Source organism: Mycobacteriales bacterium, from assembly GCA_036497565.1.
Lineage (GTDB): Bacteria > Actinomycetota > Actinomycetes > Mycobacteriales > QHCD01 > DASXJE01.
In genome coordinates this window covers 1-15472 of the sequence record DASXJE010000115.1, presented here as the reverse complement: position 1 = coordinate 15472, position 15472 = coordinate 1, and the positions used below count along the sequence as shown (strand labels likewise).

The window sequence follows — 15472 nt, the reverse complement described above, 5'->3', positions numbered from 1 at the left end:
CCGGGCACCGGGCGCGGCGGAGGCGGTGACCGGCGGCGTCGACGCGCGGGCCGCCTTCGCCCAGCGCGACTACATGACCAGCAACTGGACCGACGACGGACAGCTGCCCTGGCTGCAGGAGCGCGGGGTCAGACTGGTGCGGGGGCAGGGCCGGCTCACCGGCGAACGCACGGTCGAGGTGACCGCACCCGACGGGTCGACCGAGACGCTGCGGGTCCGGCGGGGGGTCATCCTCGCGACCGGGACCAGAGCGGCGATACCCCCCATCGACGGACTCCGGGAGAGCCGCCCGTGGGACAACCGCGACATCACCTCGGCGAAGGAGGTGCCCGGCCGGTTGATCGTGCTCGGTGGCGGCGCGATCGGGTGCGAGATGGCCCAGGCCTACCGGCGGCTCGGCAGCGACCAGGTCACCGTGGTCGAGGGCATGGACCGGTTGCTGGCCCGCGAGGAGCCCTTTGCGAGCGAGGAGGTGCGGGCGGCGTTCGAGGCCGAGCAGATCACGGTCCTCACCGGCGCTCGCATGTCGGCGGTGCAGCGTTCCGGCGACGACGGACCCGTGCGGGCCACGCTGGACGACGGCCGGCAGCTCGAGGGCGACGAGATCCTCGTCGCGGTCGGTCGTCGGCCGACCACCGCCGACATCGGCCTCGACGTCGTGGGGCTCGAACCCGGACGCTCCGTCACCGTCGACGACCGGATGCGCGCGGTCGGCGTACCGGGCGAGTGGCTCTACGCCATCGGCGACTGCAACGGGCGGGCGCTGTTCACCCACATGGGCAAGTACCACGCGCGGATCGCGGCCGACAACATCCTCGGCAAGGACATCACCGACCGGGCGAGCTCCGACATCCTGACCCGGGTCACCTTCACCGACCCGCAGGTCTGTGCGGTCGGGCCCACCGAGGCGCAGGCGCGCGAGCGTGGACTGAACGTGCGTCCGTTGCGGTATCCGACCGGGGGAGTGCCCGGCGCCTACGTACGCGGCAACGGCATCGCCGGCACCAGCCAGCTCCTGGTCGACGACGATCGCCGGGTCGTCGTCGGCGCGACCTTCACCGGGCCCGACGTGCAGGAGCTGCTGCACTCGGCGACCGTCGCCATCGCCGCAGAGGTCACCCTCGATCAGCTCGCGCACGCCGTACCCGCGTTCCCGACGGTCAGCGAGGTGTGGCTGCACATGCTCGAGGCCTACGGCATCTGAGCAGCTGCGTCGTCAGGCGGACGTCGTACGGCGCTCCGCCTCGGCGATCGCCCAGGCGGCGTTGACCAGACCGATGTGGCTGAACGCCTGCGGGAAGTTGCCGAGCAGCTCGCCGGTGGCCGGGTCGATCTCCTCGGCGAGCAGGCCGACGTCGTTCGCGAAGGCCGCGGCCCGGGCGAAGACCGCCCGCGCCCGGTCGGGCCGACCGGCCATCGCGAGCGCCTGCGCGAGCAGGAAGGTGCAGAGCAGGAAGGTGCCCTCCTCGCCGGCCAGCCCGTCGACACCGCCCTCGGTGAGGTAGCGGTAGACCAGCCCACGGTCGTCGGTCAGCCGCTGCTCGATGGCGTCGATCGTCGCGAGCATCCGCGGGTCGTCGGCGGGCAGGAACCCGACGATCGGCATCATCAGGTTGGACGCGTCGAGCCCGGCGGACCCGAAGTACTGCGTGAAGGCGCCGACCTCCTCGTTCCACCCGTCGCGGAGCACCGCCTCGTGGATCTCGTCCTGCACCGATCTCCAGCCCGGCACTTTGTCGGTGGCGTCCAGCCGCCCGGCGAGACTGACGGCGCGGTCGAGAGCGACCCAGCACATCAGCTTGGAGTAGAGGAAGTGCTGCGGCTTCCCGCGCACCTCCCAGATGCCCTGGTCGGGCTCCCGCCAGCGCACTGCGGCGGTGTCGGCGAGGGCGACCAGGAAGTTGCGCATGTCCGGGTCGATCTCGGTGAGCTGGTATGCCAGCCGGTGTGCGGCGCCGAGCAGCTCGCCGTAGACGTCGACCTGTTGCTGGCTCCACGCCCCGTTGCCGACCCGGACCGGTCGGCTGTCGCGCCACCCGGCGAGATGGCTCAGCTCGCGTTCGGACAGGTCGTGTTCGCCGCCGACGCCGAACATGATCTGCAGCGGCTTCGCGACGGCGACCGAGCTGGCGGCAGCGGTGGTCATGAACGCGAAGAAGTTGCCGGCCTCGTCTGGACACGCGGCGACCCACAGCGCCTCCATGGTGAAGCTGGCGTCGCGGACCCAGGAGAAGCGGTAGTCCCAGTTGCGTTCGCCGCCTACGCCTTCCGGCAGTGAGGTGGTGGCCGCGGCGACGATCGCGCCGCTGGGCTGGAAGGTGAGTCCCTGCAGTACGCGTCCGCTCTGGTGCACCAGGTCGCGCCACGGGCCGTCGTAACTCTGATGCAGGTCCGACCACGACTGCCAGGCGGCGACGGTGCCGGCGATGCGTTTGGCGATCTCGGCCGGCGTCCAAACGTGGGCTGGTGCCTCCTCGAGCGTCGAACGGTGCAGCGCGAAGGCGATCGTGTCGCCGGCCCGGAGGGTTGCCCGGCAGCGCGCGACCGATCGGTCGAGGGTCAGGTCGACGGGGGAGGAGAGCACCAACCATTCCGCGCCGCCCCGTGCGGTGACGCCGCCGGCGACGGAGCTGAGCAACGGGACGACGATGCCGTACTCGGGGCGTGGGGCGTATTCCACGTCGATGTCGACGGTGCCGTGGGTGCAGGACACCGACCGCAGCAGCAGGTTGGGCGCACCGGCACCGAGTTGGTGGCCGTGGTTGTCCTGGCCCACCGCGAGTGCGTCGGTGAGCACTGCGGTTCCGCCTGCGGTCGTGAAGGTGGTCTCGAGCACGAGGCTGCTTGCGGCGTAGGCACGCCTCGACTCGTAGGCACCCGACGGCCGGATCGACCAGTGACCGGCCTCGTCGTCGAGGATGCGGGCGAAGACGGATGGGCTGTCGAAGCGGGGGAAGCACAGCCAGTCGACCGAGCCGCCGGTGGTGACGAGCGCGGCCGAGTGACAGTTGGAGAGCAGTGCGTGGTCTGCGATCGCGACGGTGCTCATGGCAACCCCCGGGATCTACGGTATCCGGCCCGGTGGCCCGATCAGCGACTCTCGGGGTATCCGGTCGGCGGGGCCGAGATGTCATCGAGCGCACGGCGGATCTCCTCCGGCAGCGTGACCGTCTCGGCGGCGAGGGAACCGACGAGCTGTCCCACCGTGCGGGCGCCGAGGATCGGGGCGACGACACCCGGTCGGTCGCGGACCCAGGCGAGGGCCACGACCAGGGGCGACGTACCGAGACCTTCGGCGGCGGTGATCACCGCCTCCACGACGCGGGATGCGTCATCGGAGAGGAACGGGGCGACGAAATCCGAGAAGTGGTCGGAGGCTCCCCGGGAGTCCGAGGGCGACCCGCTGCGATATTTGCCGGTGAGGACCCCCCGCCCCAACGGCGACCAGGGCAACAGCCCGACGCCGGTGTGCCGGCACGCGGCCACCACCTCGCGTTCGATCCCGCGCTGCAGCAGGGAGTACTCCACCTGGTTGGCGACGATCGGCGCCCGGCCAGGTCCGGCCGAACGCTGCCAGGTTGCGGCGGCCGCGGTCTGCCAGCCGCAGAAGTTGGAGACGCCGGCGTAGTGCGCCCGGCCGCTGGCCACCGCGGTGTCGAGCGCGGCCAGGGTCTCCTCCAGCGGGGTCGCGTCGTCCCAGGAGTGCAGTTGCCACAGCTCCACATGGTCGGTGCCGAGCCGATCCAGCGAGGCATCCAGGGCGGACAGCAGGTGCCCGCGGGAGGAGCCGCGGCCCATCGCCCCGGGCCCGGTGCGGCCGTGCGCCTTGGTGGCCAGGACGATCTCGTCACGGGGTACGACGTGGTCGAGGAGCCGGCCGAGCAGCTGCTCGCTCTCGCCGCCGGCGTAGACGTCGGCGGTGTCGACCAGGGTTCCGCCGGCGTCGCGGAACGTCGTCAGTTGCGCGGCGGCGTCGTCCTCGCGGGTGTCCCGGCCCCAGGTCATGGTGCCGAGCCCGAGCCGGGATACGACCAGACCGCTACGGCCGAGCGCGCGTTCCTCCATGCCGTCGGTCCTCCCGCTCGAGATGTCGGGCAAACGTACCGGCACGCAGGGAGCAGCGCGGGGAGGACGGCTAGGGTGACGGCACGGGTCGGCGTTCCCGGGCCGACGGTGGGGAGCGGCATGCGGCTGGGACTCAATCTCGGCTACTGGAGCGCCGGATCGGGCGTGGAGAATCTCGCCCTCGCCGTCGAGGCCGACCGGCTGGGGTTCTCCGTCGTCTGGGCGGCCGAGGCCTACGGGTCGGACTCTCCGACCGTGCTCGCCTGGATCGCCGCCCAGACACCGCGGATCGACGTCGGTAGCGCGGTCATGCAGATCCCCGCGCGGTCGCCGGCCGCGACCGCGATGACCGCGGCGACGCTCGACACGCTGTCCGCCGGCCGGTTCCGCCTGGGGCTGGGGGTCTCCGGCCCGCAGGTGTCCGAGGGCTGGCACGGGGTGCGCTTCGACGCGCCGGTGGGTCGCACCCGCGAGTACGTCGCCATCGTCCGGCAGATCCTGCACGGGGAACGCCTGTCCCACACCGGCCGGCATTACCAGTTGCCGCTACCCGACGGGCCGGGCAAGTCCCTGCGCCTGACCATGCGCCCCTACCGCGAGCACCTGCCGATCTACCTCGCCGCGATGGGACCGAAGAACCTGCGGCTGACCGGTGAGGTCGCCGACGGGTGGCTGGCGCTGTTCCTGTCGCCGGAGCATGCCGCGGGCGACCTCGCGACGATCGCGGAGGGGCGGGCGTGGGCGGACCGCACGATGGCCGGCTTCGACGTCGTACCGACGGTGCCGCTGTCGGTCCACGACGACGTCGCCGCGGCCGGCGACCGCGTGCGGGCTTACGCCGCGCTGTACCTCGGCGGGATGGGCACGAGGACGGACAACTTCTACAACCAGGCGGCCCGCCGGATCGGGTTCGAGCAGGCCGCCGAGCAGATCCAGGACCGTTACCTCGCCCGCGACTACGACGGTGCGGCGGCCGCCGTACCGCAGGAGTTCCTCGACGCGACGGCACTGCTCGGACCGCTCGAACGGATCGCCGAGCGGATGCAGGCTTACGCCGAGTGCGGGGTCACCACGTTGTCGCTGAGCCCGCACGGTGCGTCCTTCGACGAGCGGGTCGCGGCGCTGCGGACCGCCGCCGCGGCCCTGGAGCGCTCAAAAGTCACTTAGCTCCCGGACCGGCCGCACCTCGACCAGGCCCAGCGCGGCCTCGGGCATCCGCGCCGCGGATTCGACCGCCTGCTCGACGTTGTCGCAGTCGAGCAGAAAGAAGCCGGCGAGGTGCTCCTTCACCTCGGCGAACGGCCCGTCGGTCGCCGTCGTACGGCCCTCGCTCACCGCGACCCGCTTGCCCGACGACGGATCGGCCAGAGCGGCCGACGCGATCAGTTCACCGGAGGCGGCGAGATCCTCACGGAGACCGGCGTAGTAATCGAGACCCTCGGAGCGCTGGGCATCGGAGAAGCCCTCCCAGATCTCCCGGGATGCCGGGTTGCTGTAGATCAGGACCACGAATTTCACCGTTCCTCCTCAGCTCTCCGACATCCTGGCACGGCGTGTGTCGAATTCCGATCGGTGGCTTCGACACCCCTGTGAGTCGCGCCCGCAGGGGGTGCGGACGCCGAGGAGGACATCATGACCACCACGGAACAGACGCAGGACGAGGCGCGGATCCGCGAGATGATGGCCGAGTGGGTCACCGCGATGAGGGCCGGAGACGCCGAGCGGATCGTTTCGCGCTACACCCCGGATGCGGTGAACTTCGACCTCGCGCCGCCGCTGCAGCACTCCGGCCCCGAGGTGCACGACGCGAACGGGCTGCAGGCCTGGTTTTCCACCTTCGACGGTCCGGTCGACTACGAGATCCGGGACCTGTCCGTGACCGCGGGGGAGGACCTCGCCTTCTGCCACAGCCTCAACCGGCTCACCGCCACGCCGCACGGCGTGCCCGAGCCGTTCGAGCTGTGGTTCCGCGCCACCGTGTGCCTGCGCAAGGTCGACGGCGCGTGGCTGATCGCGCACGAGCACAAGTCCACTCCGTTCTACATGGACGGCAGCTTCCGGGCCGCCCTCGACCTCAAGCCATAAGGAGCACCATGTTCGAGCACACCAAGGCATTCAGCGGTTTCTCCGTCGACGACATCGCCCGCGCCAAACAGTTCTACGGCGACACCTTGGGGATTCGCGTATCGGAAGAGCACGGCATGCTCCATCTGCACATCGCCGGCGACCGCGACACGCTCGTCTATCCCAAGCAGGACCACACGCCGGCGACGTACACCATCCTCAACTTCCCGGTCGGGGACATCGAGTCGGCGGTGGACGAACTCACCGCGCGTGGCGTGCAGTTCGAGATCCACGACAGCACCGACGCGAAGGGGATCATGCGCCACGGCGGTCCGCTGATCGCCTGGTTCAAGGACCCCGCCGGTAACTTCCTCGCCGTACTCCAGCAGGACTGACCCGTGGACAAACCCACTACTAGTGGGTTTTGGTCCACGACACGCCGTGCCGGACGTCCAAAACCCACTACTAGTGGGTTTTGTCCGGCGGCGGGTTCTGTCCAGCAGCACCGAGACCGGCGTCACTCCTCGGTCAGGTGCTCGGCCTCGTGGCGTTGGCGCTCCTCGCCGCGTTCGTACGCCTCGCTGCGTTGCCGGGCCGACGCACGGGTCGCGTCCAGGAACACCTGCGTGATCTCGGGGTGGCGGGTCTGCAGCTCCCGGTCGATGCGGCTGCTGACCCGCTCGACCTCGTCGGAGCTCAGCCCGTCGACGAGGTCCAGCCGTACGGCGAGCAGGCTGTCCTCCGGCCCGAGTCTCATGCTGAGCAGGTCGACCACCGCGTCCACCTCCGGGAACGACTCCAGCTCCTGCATGAGTTCGGCCCGAAGCTCCGGATCGACGGCTTCGCCGATCAGCATTTCCTTGGTGTCCCGGCCGAGGAAGAACGCCACGACCGCCAGGAGTACGCCGATCGCGATCGCGGCAGCCGAGTCCCACACCGACTGGCCGGTGAGCTGATGAAGCCCGACGCCCAGGGCCGCGAGCACCAGCCCCACCAGGGCGGCGGAGTCCTCCGACGCCACGGTCTTGACGGTCGGGTCGGTGCTGCGCTTGATGTGGTCCCACACCCCGCGGTTGCTGCGGCGTGCCTCGCCGCGTAGCTGGTTCCACGCCTTCAGGAACGAGGTTCCCTCGGCGACGAACGCGGCCGCCAGCACGATGTAGGAGAGCAGCGCGTCGGTCTCCTCACCGCCGTGCAGCAGCCCGGTAATTCCCTGGTAGAGGGAGAACACCGAGCCGGAGACGAAGATCCCGATGGCGGCGAGCAGGGACCAGAAGAACCGCTCCTTGCCGTATCCGAACGGGTGCGTGTCGTCGGGCGGTCGGGCGCTCTTGTGCAGGGAGGTGAGCAGGAAGACCTCGTTGAACGTGTCCGCCACCGAGTGCGCGCCCTCGGCGAGCATGGCGCTCGACCCGCCGAGTACGCCGGCCGCGATCTTGGCGAGCGCGATGACGGTGTTCGTCGCGAGCGCGACGAGCACCGTCGACCTGCTCTCCTCCGCCATCCGATGTCCCGTCCTCATCCCGCTGTCCCGGCCCGCTCCAGCTTGTCACTAGGGTCGGGAGCCGTGACCACCGTCCTGCTCGTTCGGCACGGCCGCACCGCGGCGAACACCGGCGGCGTCCTCGCCGGCTGGACCCCGGGTGTCCACCTCGACGACACCGGCCGGGCCCAGGCGCAGACGCTTGCCGACCGCCTGCGTCCGGTGCCACTGGCGGCCGTCGTCGCCAGCCCGCTGGACCGCTGCCAGGAGACCGCGACCGCCCTCGCCGCCGGTCGCGACGATCTCGCGGTGCAGACCGACGAGCGGCTCGGCGAGGTGCGCTACGGCGACTGGACCGGGCAGCCCATCAAGAAGTTGGCCAAGGATCCACTGTGGAAGGTCGTGCAGCAGCACCCCTCGGCGGCGGTCTTCCCGGGGGACGGCGGCGAGCCGCTGTCCGGGGCTCAGGTGCGCGCGGTGGCGGCCGTGCGCGACTGGAACAACCGGCTGGGCGCGGACGCCACCTACGTCCTGTGCAGCCACGGCGACGTCATCAAGGCCGTGATCGCCGACGCGCTCGGGCTGCACCTCGACCTCTTCCAGCGGATCATGGTCGACCCCTGCTCCGTCTCGGTGATCCACTACACCGACACCAGACCGTTCGTGGTGCGGGTCAACGACACCGGCGGCGACGTGTCCGCTCTGATCCCGCCGAAGCGGCGTCGCCGGCGTAAGACGTCGAGCGACGCCGTCGTCGGCGGCGGCACGCCGGACGCGACGCAGTAGCCGACCGAATACGGTCTCGTCGGCGCCTCGAATAGGCTCAGGGGCATGGAACGCCAGGTCTTCGTCTTCGACCCCCCGGACCGCTTCGTCGCGGGCACGGTGGGTCAGCCCGGTGAGCGGACGTTCTTCCTGCAGGCCAGCGGCGGCGGTCAGACGGTGAGTGTCGCCTTGGAGAAGGTCCAGGTGACGGTGCTCGCCGACCGCCTCGAGGAGCTGCTCGCCGAGGTACGCCGGCGCAGCGGCGAGCCCGAGGAGGACGAGGTCGTGCCGGCGACCGTCCAGGACATGGCTCCGCTCGACACTCCGCTCGACGAGCAGTTCCGGGTCGGCGCGATGGGGCTCGCCTGGGACGCCGACGGCGAACGCATCGTGGTCGAGGCCCAGGCCGCGACCGAGGAGCCGGTGGACGAGGCGACGATCCTCGAGGACGTCGACGAGGGCCCGGACGCGCTCCGGGTGCGGATCACGGCGGACGCCGCCCGCGCCTTCATCGAGCGGGCCCGGCGGGTGCTGGCGGCCGGGCGCCCGCCCTGCCCGCTGTGCGGAATGCCCCTCGATGCCGACGGGCACATCTGCCCGCGCCAGAATGGCTACCGTCGCTGACGGGACCGGACCGGGCGACAGCAGCCGAGGCGTGAGCGGGGTGATGTGGTGAGCGAGCCGGTACCGCCGCAACCCTCCGGCGACGGCCCGCACGGTCTGGCCACCGACGTCGACTCCGCGCTCGCCGCGCTCGCCGAAGGTCAGCTCGAGGTCGAGGGTCGGTTGGTCGAGGCCAGCAACGTCACCCTCTACTGCACGTTGTCCTGTGCGGAGTTGACGGTGGGGTGCGTCTACAAGCCGATCCGCGGTGAGCGGCCGCTCTGGGACTTCCCGGACGGGACGCTGGCCGAGCGCGAGGTCGCGGCGTACGCCGTCTCCGCGGCGACCGGCTGGGAAGTGGTCCCGCCCACGGTGCTGCGGGACGGCCCGCTCGGGCCGGGCATGGTGCAGCTGTGGGTGGAGGGCGACGAGACCGTCGACCTGGCCCGGCTGGTCCGCACCGACGAGCCGGCGCTGCGCCGGATGGCGATCTTCGACGCCGTCATCAACAACGCCGACCGCAAGGGTGGCCACCTGATCCCGATGCCCGACGGCCATGTGTTCGGGGTCGACCACGGCGTCTGCTTCTCCACCGACGACAAGCTGCGCACCCTGCTGTGGGGCTGGGCCGGTGACCGCCTCACCGACGAGGCGGTCGACACCCTCTCGCGGCTGCGTGCCGAGCTCGAGGGCGAGTTGGGCGACGTGCTGCGCGGTCTGCTGACCAGGCGCGAGGTCGCCCGGACGATCCGCCGGGTCGAGACGCTGCTGTCGACCGGCCGGCACCCCGAGCCCTCGGGCGACTGGCCGGCCGTGCCCTGGCCCCCGTTCTGAGTCGACTCCTCAGTCGGTCACCCGGGCCGAGGTGACGAACCCGATCGCCGGCAGACTGCCGTCGGCGATCCGCCGGCGCTCGATGCGCCGCAGTTCCCCCGCGACCCGCGCGGCGACCTCCTCGTCGGGCCCGGTGAGGCGCGACGTGACGATGCGCCACAGCGATTCGTGCCGGTCGACTGCGCTCGGGCGACCCAGGGTGGCGAGGCCGGCCAGGATCGCCGCGCCGGTGTGCAGCGGCTCGTCGGACAGCTCGCCGCGGTCGCGCTGCCAGCGCCGCAGCGGGTCGGCCTCGTCCGGATGCGCCACGTGTTCGGCATGGCCGGCGTGCGCTGCGTGGTGCGGGTGCGCCGATTCGTCGTCCGCCATGCCGGCCGCGCCGAGTACGGCGACCGCGTCGTAGAGGAACGCGGCCGCCGCCGCGTCGACCCGTTCCCGCGCGAACTCCTCGAGGACCACCACGCCGCCCGCGCGGAGCCGGCCGGCGGCATCGGCGAGGGTCGCGTCGAGGTCCGGTAGGTGATGCAGCGAGCGGGTGAAGAGCACGACGTCGAAGCCGGTCGCCGCGACCTCCGCCAACGGCACGGGGAGCACGTCGACGCCGCGCTTCGCCGCCAGCGCCGCCGCCTCCTCGTCGGGTTCGACCCCGGTGACCTGCCAGCCCAGCCGGCCGAGTTCGGCGGCGAGTGCCCCGCGCCCGCAGCCCACCTCCAGCACCCGGGCCGGTGGGTCCGGCAGCAGCGGGCGGAGGCGGGCGAGACTGTCGGGAAGGGCCAGCGTCGTCAGGTCGAACACCGGTTCACCCTACGAGGCGTCGGCGGGCCGATGGGGACCGCTCGGTAGGGTGCAGGCCATGCGGTCCTGGCCCGGGCCAGCGGTGCCCCGTCTGCCCGGCGAGGGTGTCCGACTGCGTCTGTTCGACACGGCCCGCGGCGAGGTGCGCGAGACCGCCGCGGGGCCGAAGGCACGCATGTATGTCTGCGGCATCACGCCGTACGACGCCACCCACCTCGGGCACGCGGTGACCTTCCTCACCTTCGACCTCGTCCACCGGATGTGGCTCGACGCCGGCCACGAAGTGGACTACGTGCAGAACGTCACCGACGTCGACGACCCGCTGCTGGAACGCGCCGACCGCGACGGCGAGGACTGGACGAAGCTCGCCGAGCGGGAGACCGAGTTGCTGCGGGAGGACATGGCGGCGCTGCGGATCCTGCCGCCGACCTTCTTCGTCGGTGCGGTCGAGGCGATCCCGGAGATCGTCGAGCGGGTCGTCGCCCTGCTCGACCAGGATGCGGCCTACCGGGTGGGCGACGACGTCTACTTCTCGGTCGACGCCGACCCGCGGTTCGGTTACGAGTCCTCGCTCGATGCCGACACGATGTGGCGGCTCTCGGCCGAGAACGGCGGTGATCCGGAGCGTCCGGGCAAGAAGAATCCGCTCGACCCGGCGCTGTGGCGGGCCGCGGAGGACGGGTCGCCGTCCTGGAACAGCGTGCTGGGGGCGGGCCGGCCCGGCTGGCACATCGAGTGCGCGTCCATCGCGCTCAACCGGCTGGGCACCCGTTTCGACGTGCAGGGCGGGGGACGGGATCTGATCTTCCCGCACCACGAGATGACCGCCGCGCACGCGGAGACCCTCACCGGCGAATGGCCGTTCGCCGAGCACTACGTCCACGTCGGCATGGTCGGGCTCGACGGCGAGAAGATGTCGAAGAGCCGCGGGAACCTCGTCTTCGTCCACCGACTCCGGGCGGACAACGACCCCGCCGTGGTCCGCCTCGCTCTGCTGGCCGACCACTACCGCGCCGATCACGAGTGGTCGCCGGCGCGGGTCGACGAGGCGAAGGACCGGCTCGCCACCTGGCGCCGGGCCGTCGATCTCGCCGCGGCGCCGTCCGCCCTTCCCCTGCTCGCGGACGTACGCGGACGCCTCGCCGACGACCTCGATACGCCCGGGGCACTGTCGGCCGTCGACGACTGGGTGGCCGAGGCGCTGCGCGCCGGGGGAGATGACCCGACCGCGCCGGGCCTGGTCCGTGACCTCGTCGACGGCCTGCTCGGGGTCGCGCTCTGAGCCGACCGGTGGTGCGGTCAGCCCTTGGTCGGACCGCCGGGACCCCGCCGGCGCAGGTAACGCTCGAACTCCCGGGCGATGGTCTCGCCGCTGGTGTGGGCGAGGTCGGCGTCCTCGGCCTTCTCCTCCAGCGCCCGCACGTATTCGGTGACCTCGTCGTCCTCGCCGGCCATCTCGTCGACGAGCCGCTGCCAGTCGTCGGCCTGATCGGGCAGCGCGCCGAGCGGCACCGGTACGTCGAGTACCTCCTCGACCCGGTGCAGCAGCGCGAGCGTCGCCTTGGGGTGCGGCGCCTGGGACACGTAGTGCGGCAGCGCCGCCCAGAACGTGATGGCCGGGATCCCGGCGCGCACGCAGGCGTCCTGCCAGACCCCGAGGATCCCGGTCGGCCCCTCGTAGCGGGACTGCTCGAGCCCGTAGCGGGTGGCGGACGCGCCGTCGTAGGCGGACCCGGTGACCGGGACCGGGCGGGTGTGCGGGGTGTCGGCGAGCAGCGCGCCAAGGCCGAGCACCGTCTCGACCCCGAGCTCGCGGTAGATGTCGAGGACCTCCTCGCAGAACGCGCGCCACCGCATGTTGGGCTCGATCCCGCGCATGAGGATGATGTCGCGCCCCGCGTCGGCCGGCCGGCAGACCGAGAAGCGGGTCGTCGGCCACGACAGCCGGCGGGTGACGCCGTCCACCATCGACACGGTGGGCCGGTTGACCTGGAAGTCGTAGTAGTCGTCCGGGTCGATCGCCGCGAGCGGCCGGGCGTCCCAGATCAGCTCGAGATGTTCGACCGCTGACGTCGCCGCGTCGCCGGCGTCGTTCCAGCCTTCGAACGCGCCGACGACGACCGGATCGTGCAGCTCCGGGAAGACCTCGAGATCGCTCACCGGGCCAGCCTACGTCGCAGCGCCGCCCAGATTGGCCGCGCCGGTAGGCTGGCGGGCATGTCGAGCCGTCCGGAGTCCCCCTTTCTTGCTGCCCTGAACGCGCGTGTCCTGGTGGCGGACGGCGCAATGGGCACGATGCTGCAGGCCGCGGACCTGAGCCTGGACGACTTCGACGGCCTCGAGGGCTGCAACGAGATCCTCAACGTGACCCGCCCGGACGTCGTCCGGGATGTCCACCGGGCGTACTTCGCAGCGGGCAGCGACGCGGTCGAGACAAACACCTTCGGCGCCAACCTCGCGAACCTCGCCGAATACGGCATCGAGGCCCGGATCCGCGAGCTCGCCGAGGCGGGTGCCCGGCTCGCCGCGGAGGCGGCGGCCGAGGCGTCGACCGCCGACCGGCCGCGCTGGGTGATCGGGTCGGTGGGCCCGGGGACCAAGCTCCCGACCCTCGGCCACGCGCCGTACGCCGCCCTGCGCGACGCCTACCTCGAGCAGGTGACCGGCCTGCTCGCCGGCGGGGTCGACGCCGTCCTGGTCGAGACCTGCCAGGACCTGCTGCAGGCCAAGGCCGCCATCATCGGCGCCCGCCGGGCGATGGCCGCGGCCGGCCGCTCGGTGCCCCTGATCACCCACGTGACCGTGGAGACGACCGGCACGATGCTGCTGGGCAGCGAGATCGGCGCCGCGCTCACCGCGCTCGCACCGCTCGGCATCGACCTGCTCGGCCTCAACTGCGCGACCGGGCCGGCGGAGATGAGCGAGCACCTGCGCTACCTCTCCCGGCACTCGCCGATCGGCCTGTCGGTGATGCCCAACGCCGGCCTGCCCGAGCTCGGCCCCAACGGCGCGACCTACCCGCTCACCCCGGACGAGCTGGCGACCGCGCTGTCGTCGTTCGTCACCGACTACGGCGCCCGGCTGGTCGGCGGGTGCTGCGGTACGACGCCCGAGCACATCTCCACCGTCGTCGAGGCGGTCCACGACCTGACTCCCGCCCGGCGCCGGGCGCACGACGAGCCGTCCGTCGCCTCGCTGTACCAGGCGGTCCCGTTCGCACAGGACACCAGCATCCTCATGGTCGGCGAGCGCACCAACGCCAACGGCTCGAAGGCATTCCGCACGGCGATGACCGAGGGACGCTGGGAGGACTGCGTCGAGACCGCCCGGGCGCAGACCCGCGACGGTTCGCACCTGCTCGACGTCTGCATCGACTACGTCGGCCGGGACGGGGTCGCGGACATGAAGGAGGTCGCCGGCCGGTTCGCGACCGCCTCGACCCTGCCGCTGATGCTCGACTCCACCGAGCCGCCCGTCATCGAGGCCGGCCTGGAGATGCTCGGCGGCCGGTGCGCGATCAACTCGGTGAACTTCGAGGACGGCGAGGGCCCGGAGAGCCGCTACGCCCGGGTGATGCCGATCGTGCGCGAGCACGGCGCGGCCGTCGTCGCGCTGACCATCGACGAGGAGGGCCAGGCGCGCACCGCGGACAAGAAGGCCGCGATCGCCGACCGGCTGATCACCTCGCTCACCGGCGAGTGGGGGATGGCCGAGAGCGACATCCTCGTCGACTGCCTGACCTTCACCCTCGCCACCGGCCAGGAGGAGAGCCGGCGCGACGGGCTGGAGACCATCAAGGGCATCGAGGCGATCAAGACCGCCCACCCGCAGGTGCAGACCATCCTCGGTCTGTCCAACATCTCCTTCGGGCTCAAGCCGGCCGCGCGGCAGGTGCTCAACTCGGTGTTCCTGCACGAGTGCGAGCGGGCCGGTCTGGGCGCGGCGATCGTGCACGCCTCGAAGATCCTGCCGATCTCCCGGATCCCCGACGAGCAGCGCGAGGTCGCGCTCGACCTCGTCTACGACCGCCGCCGCGACGGCTACGACCCGCTGTCGCGGTTCCTGACCCTCTTCGAGAACGTCGACGCGGCGTCCTCGGGCGTGTCGCGGGCCGAGGAGCTCGCCGCGCTGCCGCTGTCCGAGCGGTTGGAGCGGCGGATCATCGACGGCGAGCGCAACGGCCTGGAGGCCGACCTCGACGAGGCGATGCAGGACCGGCCCCCGCTGGAGATCATCAACGACACCCTGCTGGCCGGCATGAAGGTCGTCGGGGAGCTTTTCGGCAAGGGTGAGATGCAGCTGCCGTTCGTGTTGCAGTCGGCCGAGGTGATGAAGACCGCGGTGGCCTACCTCGAGCCGCACATGGAGAAGACCGACGACGACGGCAAGGGCACCATCGTCCTGGCCACCGTCAAGGGCGACGTGCACGACATCGGCAAGAACCTCGTCGACATCATCTTGAGCAACAACGGCTACACCGTGGTGAACCTCGGCATCAAGCAGCCGATCACGACGATCGTCGAAGCCGCGCAGGAGCATCGGGCGGACGCGATCGGGATGAGCGGCCTACTCGTGAAGAGCACCGTCGTGATGAAGGAGAACCTCGAGGAGCTCAACAGCCGAGGCCTGTCCAGCTGGCCCGTGCTGCTGGGCGGTGCGGCGCTGACGCGTTCCTACGTCGAGGTCGACCTGGCCGAGCTGTACGACGGGCAGGTCCGCTACGCGAAGGACGCGTTCGAGGGACTGCGGCTGATGGACGCGGTGATGGCGGTCAAGCGGGGCGAGCCGGGTGCCGCGTTGCCGCCACTGCGGGAGCGCCGGGTCCGGGTCGCCACGAAGGCGCGCGAGCTCGAGGTCGCCGAC

General features: G+C 71.5%; 15 protein-coding genes. 9 read left to right on the top strand and 6 right to left on the bottom strand.

All coding sequences use genetic code 11. The features are described 5' to 3' along the window. Positions 1-1204: NAD(P)/FAD-dependent oxidoreductase (locus VGH85_10125; GenBank protein HEY2174152.1), on the top strand; the 1204-nt coding region annotated here is incomplete at its 5' end. A gap of 12 nt (positions 1205-1216) precedes the next feature. Here the strand turns inward: VGH85_10125 and VGH85_10120 are convergent. Together VGH85_10120 and VGH85_10115 are read right to left on the bottom strand one after the other, a co-directional pair. Beyond that, positions 1217-3049, bottom strand: a complete 1833-nt coding sequence (locus tag VGH85_10120; protein HEY2174151.1) for a glycoside hydrolase family 15 protein — start codon at positions 3047-3049, stop codon at positions 1217-1219. 41 nt (positions 3050-3090) lie between these two features. Further along, entirely contained in the window at positions 3091-4065 is a 975-nt protein-coding gene (locus VGH85_10115) for an aldo/keto reductase (GenBank protein ID HEY2174150.1), read from the bottom strand. A gap of 75 nt (positions 4066-4140) precedes the next feature. Between VGH85_10115 and VGH85_10110 the strand changes: the two genes are divergently transcribed. Beyond that, complete coding sequence (locus tag VGH85_10110; protein ID HEY2174149.1) at positions 4141-5232, top strand: LLM class F420-dependent oxidoreductase; 1092 nt, start codon at positions 4141-4143, stop codon at positions 5230-5232. Here VGH85_10110 and VGH85_10105 read toward each other — a convergent pair. After that, a complete protein-coding gene (locus VGH85_10105; GenBank protein HEY2174148.1) occupies positions 5218-5583 on the bottom strand; it encodes a YciI family protein in 366 nt (121 codons plus the stop codon). The two genes, VGH85_10110 and VGH85_10105, sit on opposite strands and share 15 nt — an antisense overlap. Positions 5584-5697: 114 nt before the next feature. Here VGH85_10105 and VGH85_10100 point away from each other — a divergent pair, with 114 nt between their 5' ends. Both VGH85_10100 and VGH85_10095 read left to right on the top strand, forming a co-directional pair. Beyond that, the gene (locus VGH85_10100; GenBank protein HEY2174147.1) at positions 5698-6150 is read left to right on the top strand and encodes an SgcJ/EcaC family oxidoreductase; all 453 of its coding nucleotides are present in this window, start codon (positions 5698-5700) and stop codon (positions 6148-6150) included. A gap of 8 nt (positions 6151-6158) precedes the next feature. After that, entirely contained in the window at positions 6159-6524 is a 366-nt protein-coding gene (locus VGH85_10095; GenBank protein ID HEY2174146.1) for a VOC family protein, read from the top strand. A 122-nt stretch (positions 6525-6646) separates the two neighbouring features. On the opposite strand, the gene VGH85_10090 is transcribed toward VGH85_10095, so the two are convergent. Then, entirely contained in the window at positions 6647-7633 is a 987-nt protein-coding gene (locus VGH85_10090; GenBank protein HEY2174145.1) for a cation diffusion facilitator family transporter, read from the bottom strand. 63 nt (positions 7634-7696) lie between these two features. Here VGH85_10090 and VGH85_10085 point away from each other — a divergent pair, with 63 nt between their 5' ends. The 3 genes from VGH85_10085 to VGH85_10075 are packed head-to-tail and all read left to right on the top strand — an operon-like array spanning position 7697 to position 9814. Further along, positions 7697-8398 carry a histidine phosphatase family protein gene (locus tag VGH85_10085; GenBank protein ID HEY2174144.1) on the top strand — a complete coding sequence of 234 codons (702 nt, stop codon included), beginning with the start codon at positions 7697-7699 and terminating at the stop codon, positions 8396-8398. A gap of 45 nt (positions 8399-8443) precedes the next feature. After that, the gene (locus tag VGH85_10080; protein HEY2174143.1) at positions 8444-9001 is read left to right on the top strand and encodes a DUF3090 domain-containing protein; all 558 of its coding nucleotides are present in this window, start codon (positions 8444-8446) and stop codon (positions 8999-9001) included. 48 nt (positions 9002-9049) lie between these two features. Further along, positions 9050-9814: an SCO1664 family protein gene (locus tag VGH85_10075; GenBank protein HEY2174142.1), complete on the top strand. Its 765-nt coding sequence runs from the start codon at positions 9050-9052 to the stop codon at positions 9812-9814. Positions 9815-9823: 9 nt separating this feature from the next. On the opposite strand, the gene VGH85_10070 is transcribed toward VGH85_10075, so the two are convergent. Next, complete coding sequence (locus VGH85_10070) at positions 9824-10609, bottom strand: class I SAM-dependent methyltransferase (GenBank protein ID HEY2174141.1); 786 nt, start codon at positions 10607-10609, stop codon at positions 9824-9826. A gap of 58 nt (positions 10610-10667) precedes the next feature. Here VGH85_10070 and mshC point away from each other — a divergent pair, with 58 nt between their 5' ends. Further along, the gene (mshC, locus tag VGH85_10065) at positions 10668-11891 is read left to right on the top strand and encodes a cysteine--1-D-myo-inosityl 2-amino-2-deoxy-alpha-D-glucopyranoside ligase (protein HEY2174140.1); all 1224 of its coding nucleotides are present in this window, start codon (positions 10668-10670) and stop codon (positions 11889-11891) included. Between the two features lie 17 nt (positions 11892-11908). Here mshC and VGH85_10060 read toward each other — a convergent pair whose 3' ends face one another. Then, the gene (locus tag VGH85_10060) at positions 11909-12769 is read right to left on the bottom strand and encodes a PAC2 family protein (protein ID HEY2174139.1); all 861 of its coding nucleotides are present in this window, start codon (positions 12767-12769) and stop codon (positions 11909-11911) included. Between the two features lie 57 nt (positions 12770-12826). Here VGH85_10060 and metH point away from each other — a divergent pair. Beyond that, positions 12827-15472, top strand: a 2646-nt coding sequence (metH, locus tag VGH85_10055; GenBank protein HEY2174138.1) for a methionine synthase, incomplete at its 3' end; no start/stop codon positions are given.

What these genes read in the sequence shown, in the direction of transcription:
- VGH85_10120 (HEY2174151.1), bottom strand. Translation starts at nt 3,049, where the DNA reads ATGAGCACCGTCGCGATCGCAGACCACGCACTGCTCTCCAACTGTCAC.
- VGH85_10115 (HEY2174150.1), bottom strand. Translation starts at nt 4,065, where the DNA reads ATGGAGGAACGCGCGCTCGGCCGTAGCGGTCTGGTCGTATCCCGGCTC.
- VGH85_10100 (HEY2174147.1), top strand. Translation starts at nt 5,698, where the DNA reads ATGACCACCACGGAACAGACGCAGGACGAGGCGCGGATCCGCGAGATG.
- VGH85_10095 (HEY2174146.1), top strand. Translation starts at nt 6,159, where the DNA reads ATGTTCGAGCACACCAAGGCATTCAGCGGTTTCTCCGTCGACGACATC.
- VGH85_10090 (HEY2174145.1), bottom strand. Translation starts at nt 7,633, where the DNA reads ATGGCGGAGGAGAGCAGGTCGACGGTGCTCGTCGCGCTCGCGACGAAC.
- VGH85_10080 (HEY2174143.1), top strand. Translation starts at nt 8,444, where the DNA reads ATGGAACGCCAGGTCTTCGTCTTCGACCCCCCGGACCGCTTCGTCGCG.
- mshC (HEY2174140.1), top strand. Translation starts at nt 10,668, where the DNA reads ATGCGGTCCTGGCCCGGGCCAGCGGTGCCCCGTCTGCCCGGCGAGGGT.